This is a genomic window from Microbacterium esteraromaticum, from assembly GCF_017303215.1.
Classification (GTDB): domain Bacteria; phylum Actinomycetota; class Actinomycetes; order Actinomycetales; family Microbacteriaceae; genus Microbacterium; species Microbacterium esteraromaticum_C.
This window is the reverse complement of record NZ_JAEMWU010000001.1, coordinates 1,172,084-1,187,020: the sequence shown is the minus strand read 5'-3', so window position 1 is coordinate 1,187,020 and position 14,937 is coordinate 1,172,084. Positions and strand designations below refer to the sequence as shown.

Genomic DNA, 14,937 nt, shown 5'->3' with positions numbered 1-14,937 from the left:
CCCCTCTTGCGCCCATCAGCCGAGCGGATCGGCGTCCGGTGCGTCACCGCCCGGGTCGACGATTCCCACGGCGTCGTCTTCCCAGAGCAGATCGGCATTTCCCCAGACGGATTCGTCGATGCCTGCCAGCTCCTGACTGAACGAGTCGGTGGAGAGCGGGTCGAACAGGGCGCCGTCTCCCCAGACGGGGCCCGGCAGGCCTTCTGCCCCTCGGTCGTCGTGTTCGTAAGACATCGCTCTCGCTCCGGATCGGGTGTTTCAGGAGTGTAGTGGTGTGCCCGGCCGTCCACCAGAGTGGACAGCCGGGCCGGTCGTGCGAGTTGCGCGGCTCAGAGGTCGATGTCGAGCTCGTTGGCGTCGCCGAACGGGCTGCCGATGTTCGAGTTCTCTACCTCTACGTCCAACTCGGCGTTCATCGAGTGATCGTTGAACGAGTCGTTCACCGACCAGTTGTCCGAGAAGTCGTCGTTGAACGAGTCGGTGTTCCACGTGTTCCCGATTGAGATGTCCCCCACCGAGATGTCGGTGTCGATGTTGTTGATGGTGACATCGTCACCGGCCGCCACCGAGTTGTCGCCCGACGAGATGACGCTGCTCTGGCCGAAGTACTGTCCGACGTTGCCGCCGGTCGCGTCTCCGCCCATCGCCCCGGTGTGACCGGTCGTGGCGTCTCCGCCGCCACCGCCGAGGCCCAGCGATCCAGCGCCGCCCGCATCACCGGTCGCCCCGCCGTCGCCGCCCGAGCCACCGGTGCCGCTGCCGAGTCCGCCGATGCCGTCACCGCCGTCTCCGCCAGCACCGCCGTTGCCGCTGTCACCACCGGCCGCACCCGAGAGCGCGGGGCCTCCCCAGCCGCCGTCCGCGTCTCCGCCGACGGCGATGGCTGCGCCACCGCTACCCGACGAGGTCGAGATGTTCTGGTTGACCGACTGGTCGTTGACCGTGGAACGGGCATCGATGTCGACGTCGACGTCAGCACCGCCACCGCCCATCATCTTCGACCATCCGCCACCGCCGCCGCCCGACAGACCGATGTTGAGCTCGTTGATACCCGTGTCGTACTGGCGGATGCCGGCGTTGACCGAGTGGTCGTTGAGCGTCTGGTTGCCCGAGTCGTGCACGGAGTTGTCGTTGTAGGAGTCGTTGGTGGATTCGTCGTTGTTGAACGAGTCCCTGACATCGGTGTCATTGTGCGACATCCAGTCCGAGTTGTCGGAGTTGTCGGAGTTGTCGTTGAACGAGTCCCTGACGTCGGTGTCATTGTGCGACATCCAGTCCGAGTTGTCGGAGTTGTCCGAGTGATCCGAGTTGTCGGAGTGGTCCGAGTTGTCGGTCATCGAGTTGTCGTTCCCCGAGTCGGACACGTCCAGGCCCAGATTCCACTGAGCACCGAGGACGTTGATGTTGTCATCAGCAGCCATGATTGATTCCCCTTCATCGTGAGTGCCAGTTGGCGCTTGATAAGAGTGTGCGGCGTCTGCGTCGATGCGGCATCGGGGGCCATCCCGAGCATTGTCGGGACCCCCCGGGGGTTCGATGGGGGTGTCATGGGGGACGGTAGGGGAAACGCCGAAAGACCCGGATGCCGAAGCATCCGGGTCTTTCTGAGAGCGGGGTTCGTCAGCGGACGACGACCGCCAGCACGTCGCGGGCCGAGAGCACGAGGTACTCGTCAGCGCCGAACTTGACCTCGGTGCCGCCGTACTTGCTGTAGAGCACGCGGTCGCCGACGGCGACGTCCAGCGGAACGCGGTTGCCGTTGTCGTCGATGCGGCCGGGGCCCACTGCCACGACCTGGCCCTCCTGGGGCTTCTCCTTCGCAGTGTCGGGGATGACCAGACCGCTTGCGGTGGTCTGCTCTGCCTCGACCTGCTGGATGACGATGCGGTCCTCGAGCGGCTTGATGGAAACCGACACGGTGTACCTCTTCTTTCGTGACTGAGATCAGAAGACTGTTAGCACTCTCATGCCGAGGGTGCTAACTCCAGTGTATGCCGATGGCTGGCACTCATGCAATGCGAGTGCCAACCCAATGATGGTGCGCAATAGGCTTGACCTGTGGAGATGTCTGAGCTGACCGCGTTGCTCACCCGCGAAGGGCTCGACCTGCTCGAGGCGGTCGGGCCGTTGGAGTCATCGGCCGAGGTGGCGAGCGCCGTCTCGCGGCTGCGCGCCGAGGGCCACTCCCCCGCCCTGGTCTCGGCCGCGGTCGGGCAAGCGCACCTGCGCGTGCGGGCGCGAGCGAAGTTCGGCGAGTTCGCCGGGCGGATGCTGTTCACCCGCGCCGGGCTCGAACAGGCCACCCGCTTGAACGTCGCCACGCTGCACGCCGTGCGCATGCGCCGGGCCGGCATCACGCGTGTGACCGATCTGGGCTGCGGCATCGGCGGTGACAGTCTGGCGTTCGCGGCGGCCGGGCTCGACGTCACGGCCGTGGATGCCGATGAGGTCACCGCGGCGATCGCCTCGTACAATCTGGCCCCCTTCGGGGCGACGGTGCGGCAGGGGCTGGCCGAGGACGCCGTCCCCGACGACGGCGCTGTGTGGCTCGACCCCGCCCGCCGTACGGCCGGTCATGCCGAGACGCGGCGCACGGCAGCATCCGATTGGTCGCCGTCCTTGGCGTGGTGCCTCGAGGTCGCCCGCGCCCACCCGACCGGCATCAAGCTCGGGCCGGGACTGGATCGCGATCTGATCCCCGACGATGTCGAGGCGCAGTGGGTCAGCGCCGACGGCAGCGTCGTCGAGCTGGTGCTGTGGAGCGGCGCGCTGGCGCGCGAGGGCATCCGACGTTCCGCTCTCATCGTGCGCGACGGTGAGACGCACGAACTCACCGCCCCCGCGGATGCCGACGACGCGCCCCTGCGCGAGCTGGGCGCGTTCGTGCACGAACCCGACGGCGCGGTGATCCGCGCCCGCCTGATCGGCGAGGCCGGGCGGATGCTGCAGGCCGGCATGCTCGACGAGAAGATCGCGTACCTCACCGGCGATGCCGCACTGACGAGCCCGTTCGTGCAGTCGTTCCGGGTGCGTGAGACGATGCCCGCCCACGTGAAGGCGATCAACGCGGTGCTGCGCGCGAACGACATCGGGCGTCTGGAGATCAAGAAGCGCGGCATGGATGTCGACCCGGCGGTCTTCCGCAAGAAGCTGTCTCTGAAGGGCTCGCAGGCGGCGACGCTGATCCTCACCCGCACGGGAGCAGGTCGCGTGGCGATCCTCGCCGACCGGGTGTGAGCGGCTGATCAGTCGATGATGTCGCCGGTGGTGTCGTCGATCGTCGCCTCGGCTGCATCGCGGATGACCGTCAGCACGGGCCCGCGGGGGTCGGTCATCAGCACGCTGTAGGTCGCATGGGGCATGACCAGGCCCAGTGGCTCGGTCGCGGTCGGTTGCCCGCAGGCCTCGGCGATCAGCTCGTCCGCTGTCGCGACAAGAATGCAGGCGCGGTCGGACTGGTGCAGCCAGATGGGCGTGTCGCCGTCGTAGCCCATCACCTGCAGCATCTGGCCGTCGTAGCCCGCCGCATCGAGGAACTCGGCGATCGGCAGCTCGGTCTCGGAGTACACCGAGCGCCAGTCCCACGTTGCACTCTGGTACTGCATGAGCACGGTCCGTTCACCGCGCACGTCGCGCCCCAGCGACGCCCACAGGTTGAGATGCTCGCCGTCCCTCTTGACCGTAGTCACGGCGTGCAGGCCCAGTCCCGTGTCGGAGCCCTCCGCGCTCACCGGCTCGCAGGTGGGAACCGTGCGCTCACCGACGGTGAGCACCAGGCACTCGAGCGTCTCATCCTGACGCGTGGCGTACCAGGCATCGGCACCGAGCTCCGCGCCCAACAGCTGTATCGATCCATCGTCATAGTCGCCGCTGCCCCGCAGCTGCGCCCAACTCTCGCGCTGAGCGTCGGTCATCGGCACGGGGTCGCCCCGCCCGAATACGAGCCAGCCTCCGCCGAACCCGAGCACCAGCGCGGCCAGGATCGCCAGGGGCGCCAGCCAGCGCCGGCGCGTTGCGCCGGACGCCGGGTCTTCGGACGCCGGGTCGTCGGATGCCACAGACTCGGATGCTGCAGACTCGTCGAGAAGAGTGTGCTGACCCTGTACAACGGGCTCTGGAGCCGTGTCCTCGGCCGCCGCACTGTCGGGCACCGGTGCCTGCTCAGCCACCGGCTCATGCTCGACCACAGGCTCTTGCTGGGGCACGGGTTCCCGTCGGCTCAGCACCTGCAGTTCGTGAGCTTCAGCATCCGTCAGTTCACCGCCGGGAGCGTAAGCCCGGCGTTCCAGCTCACGTCGTCGTGCGCTGTGCGGCATTGCTCACCCCATCATCTCGAACTGCATCGTGGCCCAGATCAGCCACCCTGCGCTGAACAGCGTCGCGCAGCACCCCAGCACGAGCGCCCAGACCGCCACGCCGCGGGTCTCGACCGGGCTGCGCAGCGACATGATCGACGCGATCACGGCAACGATCGCCACCGGAATCCCCCAGCCGACGAACATCGACGTCGCCAGCGCGACGATCGCGGCGAACAGCGCCCAGGGCGCCAACCGTCCGTCATCGGCGGGTTCCGGAGTCCATTCACGCGGTGTGAACTCGTCGGCCTCCGGCGCCGTGAATCGGGTCGCATCGGTGGGCACCGGCCCGGTCGGCAGTTCGCCGTACCCCTTCGACGCACCGGGCAACGAGGCCGCCCCCTCGGGTCTGACGACCTCGGGTGTCGGCCCCTCGATGCGCGGCTCGGTCATGCCGGACTCACCTGAATCTCGGTCACCGGCAGAGTCGAGTCGGCGCCGAACGCCAGAGTCGACGGGCGGCGACCGCTGGAGATCAGCTCGGCTGCCAGCCCCGCGATCATGGCGCCGTTGTCGGTGCACAGCGACAGCGGTGGGATGCGCACGGCCACGCCGGCCGCCGCCGCGCGTTCGAGTGCCACATCGCGTAGACGCCGGTTCGCGATCACGCCGCCGCCGAGCAGCAGCCGGGGCACCCCGCGGTCCTCGCACGCGGCGAGCGCCTTGGTGACGAGCACGTCGACGACCGCCTCGCGGAAGCTCGCGGCGACGTCGGCGAGCGGCACGTCGTCGCCGTTCGCCTCGGCTCGCTCCACCCAGCGCGCCACGGCGGTCTTCAGACCCGAGAACGAGAAGTCGTAACGGTGCTTCGCCATGTCAGATGCCTTCGACAGGCCGCGCGGAAAGCGGATCGCCTTGGGGTCGCCGTCGGCAGCGACCCGGTCGATGTGGGGTCCGCCCGGGTATGGCAGTCCGAGCAGGCGGGCAACCTTGTCGAAAGCCTCGCCCGCGGCGTCATCGACGGTCTCGCCGAGCAGCTCGACGTCGGTGGTGAGGTCGCGCACGTGCAGCAGCGAGGTGTGCCCGCCCGAGACGAGCAGCGCGATCGTCGGATACTCCAGCGGCGCCGACTCATCGGCACCATCGTGCAGGATGTCCGCCGCGATGTGCCCCACCAGGTGATTCACGGCGTACAGCGGCTTGTCGAGCGAGACGGCCAGTCCCTTGGCCGCACCGACGCCGACCATGAGCGCACCGGCCAGTCCGGGCCCACTGGTCACGGCCACGGCATCGAGGTCTTCCAGACGCACCTGGGCCTCGGCGAGCGCGCGGTCGATCGACGGTTGCAGTGCCTCCAGGTGGGCGCGCGCAGCGACCTCGGGCACCACACCGCCATATCGGGCATGCTCGTCCATGCTCGACGCGATCGTGTTCGACAGCAGGCGGCGTCCGCGAACGATACCGATGCCGGTCTCATCACAGCTGGTCTCGATGCCCAGCACCAGGGGCTCAGTGGTCATGCGGTGGCCTCCTGCCCAGCATCCGATGTTCCTGTCTGCGCCGCGCCGGCGCTTTCGGAGGAGGCCTCCCCCTGAACCGCCCCGTCAGTGCTCGCCCACCGGCGCAGATCGAGCCGCATCACGACGGCATCCACGTCGTCGGGCTGGTAGTAGCGCGGGCGGCGCCCCAGTTCGGCGAAGCCCTCCGACAGGTACAGTCCCATCGCGACCGGGTTGTCGGCCCGCACCTCCAGGAACACCTCTCTTGCGCCTCGCTCGACGGCCTCGTCCAGCAGTGCGCGCAGCAGCATCCGCCCCCGGCCCTGCCCGCGCACCTCGGCATCGAGCGCGATGGTCTGGATGTCGGCATCCGTCCCGCCCGGCAGGGCGCGCAACCCGCCGTAGCCGACGATGCGGCCGCCCTGCTCGTCGACGAGGTAGTGGTTGTGAGCACTGGCGATCTCTGTGCCCATGGTCTGCTCGCTCCACGCGTCGGTGGGAAAGTTGCGGCGCTCCAGCGCCATCACGGCGTCGAGATCAGCGAGCGTGGCGAGGCGCAGAGTCATGTGCCCACCCGCTTCGGTGCGCCCGGCTGCACCACGTCGGGTGAGCGCAGGTAAAGCGGTTCGGCGTCGGCGAGCACGCGGCCCGCAGCGAGAGCGCGGGCGCCGACCGTGGCAAGAGCGGATGCCGACAGCGACTCGGTCACCGGTTCGCCGTCGCGCTTTCGCAGATGGGTGGGTTCGACCAGGCGCGGGATGCCATCAGCATCCACCCCGTCGAAAACGCTCACCGCGATCTCGCGTCGCCGCGCATCGGTGATCACGGTGATCGGACCGGTCGCGCCGTCGTCAAGCGCGGCCTGCGCGATGGCGAAGTGGCTGGGCACGGGAATCACCTCGATGCCGCGGCCGAGCGCGAAGGCGCGGGCCGCGGCAATGCCGATGCGCAGCCCCGTGAAGGGTCCTGGCCCCATGCCGGCGACGACATGCGTGATGCCGGGGCGGGCGACCTCGGCCATCAGGTCGCCGATCACCTCGGCGTGCCCGAGCGGGTCGGTGGTGGCCGACGCGGCGAGCGTGCGCCCGTCAGCATCGATCACGGCGACGGCCGTGCCGAGAGAAGTATCGACGGCGAGGATCACTCCTCCAGATTAGTCGCCCCGCCTGGGGCGTCTCCGCAGAGAGTGCCGCTCAGTCGATCGGGTGGGTGATCGTCACGAAGCGGGGCGCGTCGGCGTCGAGGTCCTCGTCGGCGACGTCGGCTCCACCGACGGGGCGTTCGATCTCGATGTCCCACCACGTGTCGGCGACGGCGGATGCCATCCCGCGCCCCCACTCGATGACGACGACCGAACGCGCGAAGTCGATGTCGAGGTCGTCGAGCTCGGCGGCGGATGCCAGCCGGTAGGCGTCGACGTGCACCAGCGGCGCGCCCTCGACGAGCGACGGGTGGGTGCGGGCGAGCACGAAAGTGGGGCTCTGCACGGGCCCGCGCACGCCGAGGCCGTCGGCCAGGCCGCGGGTGAACGTGGTCTTGCCGGCGCCGAGCGGGCCGGTCAGCACGATCAGGTCACCGGCCTGCAGCTGCTCGCCGATGCGGTAACCGAGGTTCTCCATGGCATCCGATGTGGCGATCTCGTGCCGACCGAGAAAGGCGGGGTCGATGCTCATGACGCGCTCCGGCGGGGCACCCGCGCGCCGATGCGGGTGACGATCTCGTAGTTGATGGTGCCGGCGGCATCGGCCCAGTCGGTGGCGCTCGGCTGCCCGAGCGTCGGGTCACCGAAGACGATCACCTCGTCGCCCACCGATACCGGCTGATCGCCCACATCGACGACGAACTGGTCCATCGCGATGCGCCCCGCAACAGTATGCGGGCGCCCACCGATCAGCACGGGTCCGGCGCCCGAGGCTTGGCGCGGAATGCCGTCGGCGTAGCCGAGTGGCACGAGAGCGAGGGTGGTCTCGTTCTCGCAGCGGTAGGCGTAGTCGTACGAGACTCCGGCGCCGGCGGAGACGCGGCGCACCGCGGCGACCGATGCCCGCAGCGTCATGGCAGGACGCAGGCCCAGATCCGACGAGCTTCGGTCGGCGAACGGCGACAGCCCGTACAGACCGATGCCGATGCGCACGGCATCCAGGCGCGCCTCGGGGATGTCGATGGCACCGGCCGTGGCAGCGAGGTGACGGAACTCGGGGTGGATGCCGACCGACTCGGCCTGCGCGATCACGTCCTGATAGCGGGCGAGCTGAGCGAGATCGTCGTCCCGGCTGGTGCCGGAGAGGTGGCTGAAGATGCCGACGATGCGGATGCGGCCGATCCGCTCCAGCCGCGCGGCTTCGGCGAGCACGCGTTCGAGGTCGTGCGCGGCGATGCCGTTGCGTGAGAGCCCGGTGTCGACCTTGAGGTGCACGGATGCCGGTGGCCGGCCGACCTCGGATGCCGCGACGAGCTGATCCATCGACGACACGCCGATCTCGATGCCGGCCTCGACGGCGTCGTCGAACCGGCGGCCGGGCTCATGCAGCCAGGCCATCAGCGGTGCCGTGATGCCGGCGCGGCGAAGCGTGAAGGACTCGTCGAGGGTGGCCGTGCCCAGGCGAGTGGCACCGCCCGCCAGTGCGGCCGTCGCAACCGCCGGCGCACCATGACCATACGCATCGGCCTTGACGATGCCGAACACCTCGACCCCCGTCAGCGCGCGCAGGTGTCGCACGTTGTCGGCGATGGCGTCGAGGCTGATCGTCGCTTCGCGGAAGGGGTTCATCGGGTTGCTCCCGTCATCGTGCGTCCGGTCGGTGTGGAATCGCTGTCTCGCCCCGTTGCCTTCGCCGAGACCCCCAGTTGTCGCCCAGACCCCCACCTGCGGGCGCCCACACGTGGGGGTGTCGACGCGAAGTGGGGGTGTCGGCGCGGTCGGGCCGGATCATCGGGCATCCGTCCGCTCGGCGATGACGTACGCGGCGGCGAGGCCCGCGTCGTGCGTCATGGTCAGGTGCAGGGCGGTGATGCCGCGCTCGGCGACGACGGCAGCCGTCGAACCGCTGAGCACGAAGTGCGGACGCCCCGAAGGTTCCGAGGCGATCTCGATCTCGGTCCAGTACACACCGTCGCTACCGCCGAGCGCCTTGATCAGCGCTTCCTTTGCGGCATAGCGCGCAGCGAGCGAGCGCAGCTTGAGCTGCTGCTCGGCCGGAGTGAACAGGCGCTCCAGCAGGCGGGGCGTGCGGGTCACCGAACGCTCGAACCGCGCCATGTCCACGAGGTCGATGCCGGTACCGATGATCACCCGATCAGCCTACTCGGGGCGCGGAGCCGGGTGAGAAGCGCGGATGCCCGGCGCAGAACGCGAATGCCCGGCGAAGAACGCGGATGCCCGAGTGAAAAACCGAATGCCGGGCGCGGCCGCCACCCCTCGTAGCATCCGCACCCGGCATCCGGGATCTTGCGCCGGTCAGGCTCCGGCGAGTTCTTTGCGCACCTCGTCGCGCAGGCGTCCGAGGTTCTCGGGCTCGGGCGCCGCGTTCAGCAGGCGCTTGGTGTAGTCGTGCTGCGGGTTGAGGATGACCTCGTCGCTGGGCCCACGTTCTACGACGTCTCCGCGGTAGAGCACCATGATCTCGTCGCTGAAGTGGCGGGCCGTGGCCAGATCATGGGTGATGTACAGCACTCCGAGGTCGTCTTCGCGTTGCAGATCGGCCAGCAGGTTCAGCACCCCGAGACGGATCGACACGTCGAGCATCGACACCGGCTCGTCGGCGACGATGAACCGGGCGCTGGGCGCGAGAGCGCGGGCGATGGCGACGCGCTGACGCTGACCACCCGAGAGCTCGTGCGGACGCCGGTCGGCGAAACTCTCGGCCGGACTCAGGCGCACGCGCTCGAGCAACTCCAGCACACGCGCGCGCACCTGGTCGCGGCTCAGCTCAGGGTGGTGGATGCGCAGCGGACGTGCGAGGTGATGCCCGATCGAGTGATACGGGTTCAGCGACGCGAACGGGTCCTGGAAGACCATCTGCACGTCGGAGCGGTAGCGGGCGACATCGCGTCCGCCGGTTCCGGTCTCGCGGCCGTTCAGAAGGATCTTGCCCGATGTGGGCGTCTCGAGCTTCATCAGCATCCGCGCGATCGTGGACTTGCCCGACCCCGACTCGCCCACCAGCGCGATCGTCTTACCCGCCTCGAGCGTGAACGACACGTCGTTGACGGCCTTCAGCTGACGGGTGCGCAGGCCCGAGCGCAAAGTGAAGACCTTGTTCAGGTCGCGGGCTTCGAGAGTGGCCGGAGTGCTCATCGCACCTGCTCCTGACTGGGTCGGCTGCCATGGCGCACGAAGTCGCCGCGCTCGCCCCGCAGACTCGGGAAGCTGGAGAGCAGCTTCTTGGTGTACTCGTGCTGGGGGTTGCGGTAGATCTCCTCCGCGCTGCCCTGCTCGACGATCTGTCCCTGCAGCATCACCGCGATGCGGTCGCTGATCTCGATCAGCATCGGCAGGTCGTGGGTGATGAAGATCACCGCGAAGCCGAGCTTCTCGCGCAGGCGCATGATCTCGCGGATGATGTCGCGCTGCACCACCACGTCGAGCGCAGTGGTCGGTTCGTCCATGATCATGACCTGCGGGTCGAGCGCGAGCGCCATCGCGATCATCATGCGCTGGCGCATGCCACCCGACAGCTCGTGCGGAAAGCTGGTGAGCCGGTCGGGGTCGACGCCCACCAGGGTGAGCAGCTCTTCGGCGCGGCGCTTCTTCTCGGCGCGCGAAGTGCCCGGGCGGTGCGTGTCGAAGATGTCGTAGATCTGCGCCTTGACGCTGATCACCGGGTTGAGCGAGTTCATCGCTCCCTGGAACACCATCGAGATCTTGTCCCAGCGGAACGCACGAAGCTGCTCGTTGCCGAGCGAGACCACATCGATGTCCTCGCCGCTGCGGTCGTGGAAGACGATCTCGCCCGACTCCATCAGGGCCGGTGCCTTGAGCAGACGGTTCAGTCCGTACGCGAGTGTCGTCTTGCCGCAGCCGGACTCGCCGGCGAGACCCAGGATCTCGCCACGGTGCAGGGTGAGCGACACGTCGCGCACAGCCTTCACGGGTGGGTCGACCTCGTACTCGATCGAGACGTTGCGTGCGGTCAGCACGGGTTCGAGCGCTGTCGCGGTCATGCCGATGCCCCCTTCGTCTTGGCAGCCTTGCGAACGCTGCGGGCGGCCTGCGGCGCGTTGCGCAGCTTGGGGTTGATGACCTCGTCGATCGAGAAGTTGATCAGCGCGAGGCCGGCGCCGAGTCCGGCGATCATGACCCCCGGTGGGATGAACCACCACCAGGCGCCGCGACTGAGCGCCTGACCGGACTGCGCATCGTTGAGGATCGTGCCCCACGTGATGGACGAGTTGGGGCCGAGACCCAGGTAGGACAGCCCTGCCTCGTTGAGGATGGCGAAGATGATCGCGAACAGGAACTGCGCCGTCAGCAGCGGCAGCAGGTTGGGCATGAGCTCGACGAGGATCGTGCGCCACGACTTCTCACCGGCGACCTTCGCGGCGTAGACGTAGTCGCGCGAGCGCAGCGAGCGCGCCTGCAGGCGCAGCACGTAGGCGGCGCCGGCCCAGGAGGTGATGCCGAGGATGACTGCGACGAGCTGCCAGCTGCGGTTCGAGACGAACGAGGCGATGACCATCACCAGCGGCAGGCCGGGGATGACGATCATGACGTTGGTGATCAGGGCGAGGGCGTCTTCGCGCCAGCCGGCGAGGTAACCGGCCAGCACACCGAAGATCAGTGACAACACGATGGCGATGCCACCGGCGAGAACGCCTACCAGCAGCGAGCCGCGGGCACCGGTGGCCAGCTGCGAGAACATGTCGTTGCCGAGCTTGGTGGTGCCCAGCCAGTGCTCCGCAGACGGCGGCTGCATGGACTCGTTGCCGGTGAAGGTCGGATCCTGAGCGAACATCGGCGCGATGACCGCGAACAGAGTGATGCCGAGCACGAGCGCGAGGCCCGTGACGAACTTAGCCGAGCGCAACGGGGATCCGCTGCGCACACGGCGGATGCGCGAGGTGGCGAGCGCGGTCGTGCTGGCCGGGCCGGTGGTCGGCGCGTCGGCGGTGCTCTCCTGCGCTTGGGTGGGTGCGATCTTGGTTTCAGACATTCTGGCGAGCCCTCGGGTCGATGAACCCGTACACCAGGTCCATGAAGAAGTTGGCGCCGAGCACGGCGATCGTGATGACGAGGAACAGCCCCTGCATGAGGGCGTAGTCGTTCATGGTGACCGCCTGGAACATCAGCTTTCCGACACCCGGGTAGGTGAACACCTGCTCCATGACGATGGAGCCGGCGACGACGAAGCCGAGCGTGATCGAGAAGCCCGAGATCGACGGGATGGCCGCGTTGCGCGCGGCGTAGGTGGTCATGACGCGACGCGGATGCAGTCCCTTGGCCTCAGCGGTGAGGACGTAGTCCTCGGCGAGGGTCGAAACCATCATGTTGCGCATGCCGAACAGCCAGCCGCCGACCGAGCTGATCACGATCGTCAGCGCCGGCAGGATGGCATGTCGAACAGCATCCGCGAAGAACGCCCAACTCGCCTCTGGTCCGAATGGGAACTCGAAGACGTCGTACCCGCCGAAGATGGGGAACCATCCCAGCGTGACGGCGAAGACGAACACCAGCACCAGTGCCATCCAGAAGTACGGAATGGACTGCAGCACAGTGGTGGCCGGGATGAGGTGGTCGACCCAGGTGCCGCGCTTCCAACCGGCGAAGGCTCCGAGACCGACGCCGAGCAGGAAAGATATGACGGTGGCTGTGCCGACTAGGATCAGCGTCCACGGCAGCGCCTCGGCGATGAGTTCGGCGACGGGCTTGGGGAAGTCCGTGACCGAGATGCCGAGGTCGCCGCGAAACATCTGGCCCCAGTACTGGAAGTACTGCTGCCAGAGAGGGATGTCTTCGCTTCCGAGCAGCAGTCGGATGTTGCGGATGGTGGTCTCGGAGACCTCACCCCCGGCCCGCTGCATCTTGGCGATCATGATGTCTGCCGGGTTCCCCGGCATGAGCCGGGGAAGCAGGAAGTTGAGTGAGATCGCGGCCCACAGCGTGAACGCGTAGAACCCGATCCTTCGTGCATAGAACTTCATCTACCTGGACTTCCTGCTTCCCCGACTGGACATCATCTGTTCCTTACTTGTCTCAGCCGACCGGCTCGAGCTGCTGCAGGATGTAGCCCGTGGCGATCGCGCCCCACGACGGCGGGAACGCATACAGGTCGTCCTCGGTCGGCCAGCCGGTGAAGTCCTTCGAGTTGTAGAAGGTCTGGGTCGCGTTGATCACCAGCGGAATGTAGGGAACGTCGTTGACGATCTCTTCCTGGATGGTGCCGTACAGATCCTGCTTGACGGCCTCATCGTTGGTGCTGGTCGCTGCCTGGATGGCCTCATCGACGATCGGGTTGCTGTAGCGGCTGAAGTTCCAGCGCCCCGGGGGCACCTCTTCGCCGACCACATCGGTCGATCCGACGATCTCTCCGCCGAACCAGTCGCGGTAGATCTGGAACGGGTCAGCGACCGAGGTGCCGATGGAGCCACCGACGATCAGCTCGTATTGACCGCTCTGACGGGCATCCGAGAACTCCTGCCACTGCACGGTCGAGACGTTGATCTTGATGCCGGCGGCCTTGGCCTGCTCTCCGATCAGTTTGGCGGCGTCGTTGAAGTCGGTCCAGCCGTCGACCGAGGTCAGGCTGAGCTCGAGCGTCTTGCCGTCCTTGGCGTAGAAGCCATCCGAGCCCTTGGCGTAGCCGGCCGCCTCGAGGATCTCACCGGCCGCAGCAGCGTCGGCCTCTTGCGGGCTGAGCTCGTTGGCGGGGTCGGCGACCCACTTCTCGTCACGCGGGAGGAGAGCGTAGGTGGGAGAGATGTCGCCGGTGAGGCCGACGAACGCCTTCTCCTTGATGGTGCCGCGGTCAACGGCGACGTTCAGCGCCTGGCGGACGGCGACGTCGGTCTGGGCGCCGACACAACCGAGGTCGGCGTTCGAGCACGTGTAGAGCACCACGGGGTCTTGCGGAGTGTTCAACCACTCGATCTTGCCGTTGCCGGTCACCGAGTCGGGGTTCGGGATGAACATGCCGGCCCAGTCGAGCTTGCCCGCGGCGAGTAGGTCCTGCGCGGTCTGGTTGTTGTCGACGCCGACGTACTGCACGGTCTTGACACCGAGCTCGTCCGCGTCGCGGAAGTTCTCGTTGGCCACCAGCATGTACGACTCGCTGTTGGTGGTCTTCACGACGTAGGGACCCGAACCGACGGGTTCTTCGTTCGCGAAGTTCTCGAAATCGGTGATCTCGCCCCAGATGTGCTGCGGGAGGATGTACGTCGAGCCGAGACGCTGGAACTCAGTGGTGTACTGCGCGGCCTTGTAGGTGAGGACGACGGTGGTGTCGTCGGTGGCCTCGGCCGAGGTCAGCCCATTGCCCTCGGGGTTGTTGGGCTCATAGTTGAACGTGAAGGCGACGTCCGCTGCGGTCAGGGGCTCGCCGTCCGACCACTTCAGGTCGCTCTTGAGCGTGATGGTGATCTGCGTGCCGTCTTCGTTGTACTCGTACGACTCGCCGATCAGGCCGACCGGCTCGGTGTCGGCGGTCTTGTTGAAGAAGAACAGCGGTTCGTAGATCGGACCAAGGGCGCCGTGCAGGACGGTGGGCGCGAACGGGTTGTAGTTCGCGGTGATGGGCGTCTGGCTACCTGCCCAGACGCGCAGCGGGCGCTCGTTCGCCTCACCCGAGTCACCCGCGTCGGCGGGGGAACAGCCGGTGAGTGCCATGGCGAGGACGGATGCCCCCGCGGCGGTGGTCAACGCGATCTTGCGCGTCTTGGTGCGGATCATTTCAGATTCCTCTCGGTGCTGCATTGCAGGAGGGAGCCCTCCGGGCGGAGGCAAACCCGCGGGATGGGGTTTGTTAGGACAGCAACCTAACAAATAAAAACGAGTGGAGCCACCTGTTCTCCGATAACGATTGAGACTCGGCGACAAAACCCCCGATCGCGCGTCCGCAGGGCGCCCGGCCGGGCGCGTCGAACAGGCGCGAGGGCATGCCGAAGCGGCGCCCTCCGCGTGGGAGAACGCTGTGGCGGATGCCCGCTAC

17 protein-coding genes are annotated in these 14,937 nt (G+C 67.6%); 1 reads left to right on the top strand and 16 read right to left on the bottom strand.

The genetic code is table 11. The features are described 5' to 3' along the window. Positions 1 to 15: 15 nt before the first annotated feature. From JF543_RS05400 to groES, 3 genes are all read right to left on the bottom strand, one after another. Positions 16 to 234: a hypothetical protein gene (locus JF543_RS05400; protein WP_206550375.1), complete on the bottom strand. Its 219-nt coding sequence runs from the start codon at positions 232 to 234 to the stop codon at positions 16 to 18. A 95-nt stretch (positions 235 to 329) separates the two neighbouring features. Further along, a complete protein-coding gene (locus JF543_RS05395; protein WP_206823018.1) occupies positions 330 to 1,421 on the bottom strand; it encodes a hypothetical protein in 1,092 nt (363 codons plus the stop codon). A gap of 199 nt (positions 1,422 to 1,620) precedes the next feature. Continuing rightward, a complete protein-coding gene (gene groES / locus JF543_RS05390; RefSeq protein WP_099196502.1) occupies positions 1,621 to 1,917 on the bottom strand; it encodes a co-chaperone GroES in 297 nt (98 codons plus the stop codon). Between the two features lie 141 nt (positions 1,918 to 2,058). Here groES and JF543_RS05385 point away from each other — a divergent pair, with 141 nt between their 5' ends. Continuing rightward, entirely contained in the window at positions 2,059 to 3,237 is a 1,179-nt protein-coding gene (locus tag JF543_RS05385) for a THUMP-like domain-containing protein (protein ID WP_206823015.1), read from the top strand. An 8-nt stretch (positions 3,238 to 3,245) separates the two neighbouring features. On the opposite strand, the gene JF543_RS05380 is transcribed toward JF543_RS05385, so the two are convergent. From JF543_RS05380 to JF543_RS05320, 13 genes are all read right to left on the bottom strand, one after another. Continuing rightward, positions 3,246 to 4,316, bottom strand: a complete 1,071-nt coding sequence (locus tag JF543_RS05380) for a hypothetical protein (protein WP_206823012.1) — start codon at positions 4,314 to 4,316, stop codon at positions 3,246 to 3,248. Positions 4,317 to 4,319: 3 nt separating this feature from the next. Continuing rightward, positions 4,320 to 4,748 carry a DUF4190 domain-containing protein gene (locus JF543_RS05375; protein ID WP_179411587.1) on the bottom strand — a complete coding sequence of 143 codons (429 nt, stop codon included), beginning with the start codon at positions 4,746 to 4,748 and terminating at the stop codon, positions 4,320 to 4,322. Then, positions 4,745 to 5,815, bottom strand: a complete 1,071-nt coding sequence (gene tsaD, locus JF543_RS05370) for a tRNA (adenosine(37)-N6)-threonylcarbamoyltransferase complex transferase subunit TsaD (protein WP_206823009.1) — start codon at positions 5,813 to 5,815, stop codon at positions 4,745 to 4,747. Before tsaD ends, JF543_RS05375 begins: the two co-directional genes overlap by 4 nt. After that, positions 5,812 to 6,360 (bottom strand): ribosomal protein S18-alanine N-acetyltransferase, encoded by a 549-nt coding sequence (gene rimI, locus JF543_RS05365; RefSeq protein WP_206823005.1) that lies wholly within the window; start codon positions 6,358 to 6,360, stop codon positions 5,812 to 5,814. The genes tsaD and rimI overlap by 4 nt, the downstream gene beginning before the upstream one ends. Continuing rightward, positions 6,357 to 6,938: a tRNA (adenosine(37)-N6)-threonylcarbamoyltransferase complex dimerization subunit type 1 TsaB gene (gene tsaB, locus JF543_RS05360; RefSeq protein ID WP_206823001.1), complete on the bottom strand. Its 582-nt coding sequence runs from the start codon at positions 6,936 to 6,938 to the stop codon at positions 6,357 to 6,359. The genes rimI and tsaB overlap by 4 nt, the downstream gene beginning before the upstream one ends. A 49-nt stretch (positions 6,939 to 6,987) precedes the next feature. Beyond that, positions 6,988 to 7,467 (bottom strand): tRNA (adenosine(37)-N6)-threonylcarbamoyltransferase complex ATPase subunit type 1 TsaE, encoded by a 480-nt coding sequence (gene tsaE, locus JF543_RS05355; RefSeq protein WP_179411591.1) that lies wholly within the window; start codon positions 7,465 to 7,467, stop codon positions 6,988 to 6,990. Continuing rightward, on the bottom strand, positions 7,464 to 8,564 hold the full coding sequence (alr, locus tag JF543_RS05350) for an alanine racemase (RefSeq protein ID WP_206822997.1): 1,101 nt from the start codon (positions 8,562 to 8,564) through the stop codon (positions 7,464 to 7,466). The genes tsaE and alr overlap by 4 nt, the downstream gene beginning before the upstream one ends. Before the next feature lie 159 nt (positions 8,565 to 8,723). Further along, positions 8,724 to 9,086, bottom strand: coding sequence for a holo-ACP synthase (locus JF543_RS05345; RefSeq protein ID WP_206822995.1), 363 nt, complete (start codon positions 9,084 to 9,086; stop codon positions 8,724 to 8,726). A 165-nt stretch (positions 9,087 to 9,251) separates the two neighbouring features. Next, positions 9,252 to 10,091: an ABC transporter ATP-binding protein gene (locus tag JF543_RS05340; protein WP_206550384.1), complete on the bottom strand. Its 840-nt coding sequence runs from the start codon at positions 10,089 to 10,091 to the stop codon at positions 9,252 to 9,254. Beyond that, positions 10,088 to 10,957 carry an ABC transporter ATP-binding protein gene (locus JF543_RS05335; protein WP_179411595.1) on the bottom strand — a complete coding sequence of 290 codons (870 nt, stop codon included), beginning with the start codon at positions 10,955 to 10,957 and terminating at the stop codon, positions 10,088 to 10,090. The genes JF543_RS05340 and JF543_RS05335 overlap by 4 nt, the downstream gene beginning before the upstream one ends. Next, the gene (locus tag JF543_RS05330) at positions 10,954 to 11,946 is read right to left on the bottom strand and encodes an ABC transporter permease (RefSeq protein WP_206822993.1); all 993 of its coding nucleotides are present in this window, start codon (positions 11,944 to 11,946) and stop codon (positions 10,954 to 10,956) included. Before JF543_RS05330 ends, JF543_RS05335 begins: the two co-directional genes overlap by 4 nt. Next, positions 11,939 to 12,934 carry an ABC transporter permease gene (locus tag JF543_RS05325; protein WP_179411597.1) on the bottom strand — a complete coding sequence of 332 codons (996 nt, stop codon included), beginning with the start codon at positions 12,932 to 12,934 and terminating at the stop codon, positions 11,939 to 11,941. The genes JF543_RS05330 and JF543_RS05325 overlap by 8 nt, the downstream gene beginning before the upstream one ends. Before the next feature lie 52 nt (positions 12,935 to 12,986). Beyond that, a complete protein-coding gene (locus tag JF543_RS05320; protein ID WP_179411598.1) occupies positions 12,987 to 14,678 on the bottom strand; it encodes an ABC transporter substrate-binding protein in 1,692 nt (563 codons plus the stop codon). Positions 14,679 to 14,937: the final 259 nt, after the last annotated feature.

Coding starts and splice junctions, on each gene's coding strand:
- JF543_RS05400 (WP_206550375.1), bottom strand. CDS start 234: ATGTCTTACGAACACGACGACCGAGGGGCAGAAGGCCTGCCGGGCCCC.
- JF543_RS05395 (WP_206823018.1), bottom strand. CDS start 1,421: ATGGCTGCTGATGACAACATCAACGTCCTCGGTGCTCAGTGGAATCTG.
- JF543_RS05380 (WP_206823012.1), bottom strand. CDS start 4,316: ATGCCGCACAGCGCACGACGACGTGAGCTGGAACGCCGGGCTTACGCT.
- JF543_RS05375 (WP_179411587.1), bottom strand. CDS start 4,748: ATGACCGAGCCGCGCATCGAGGGGCCGACACCCGAGGTCGTCAGACCC.
- tsaD (WP_206823009.1), bottom strand. CDS start 5,815: ATGACCACTGAGCCCCTGGTGCTGGGCATCGAGACCAGCTGTGATGAG.
- rimI (WP_206823005.1), bottom strand. CDS start 6,360: ATGACTCTGCGCCTCGCCACGCTCGCTGATCTCGACGCCGTGATGGCG.
- tsaE (WP_179411591.1), bottom strand. CDS start 7,467: ATGAGCATCGACCCCGCCTTTCTCGGTCGGCACGAGATCGCCACATCG.
- alr (WP_206822997.1), bottom strand. CDS start 8,564: ATGAACCCCTTCCGCGAAGCGACGATCAGCCTCGACGCCATCGCCGAC.
- JF543_RS05340 (WP_206550384.1), bottom strand. CDS start 10,091: ATGAGCACTCCGGCCACTCTCGAAGCCCGCGACCTGAACAAGGTCTTC.
- JF543_RS05335 (WP_179411595.1), bottom strand. CDS start 10,957: ATGACCGCGACAGCGCTCGAACCCGTGCTGACCGCACGCAACGTCTCG.
- JF543_RS05330 (WP_206822993.1), bottom strand. CDS start 11,946: ATGTCTGAAACCAAGATCGCACCCACCCAAGCGCAGGAGAGCACCGCC.
- JF543_RS05325 (WP_179411597.1), bottom strand. CDS start 12,934: ATGAAGTTCTATGCACGAAGGATCGGGTTCTACGCGTTCACGCTGTGG.
- JF543_RS05320 (WP_179411598.1), bottom strand. CDS start 14,678: ATGATCCGCACCAAGACGCGCAAGATCGCGTTGACCACCGCCGCGGGG.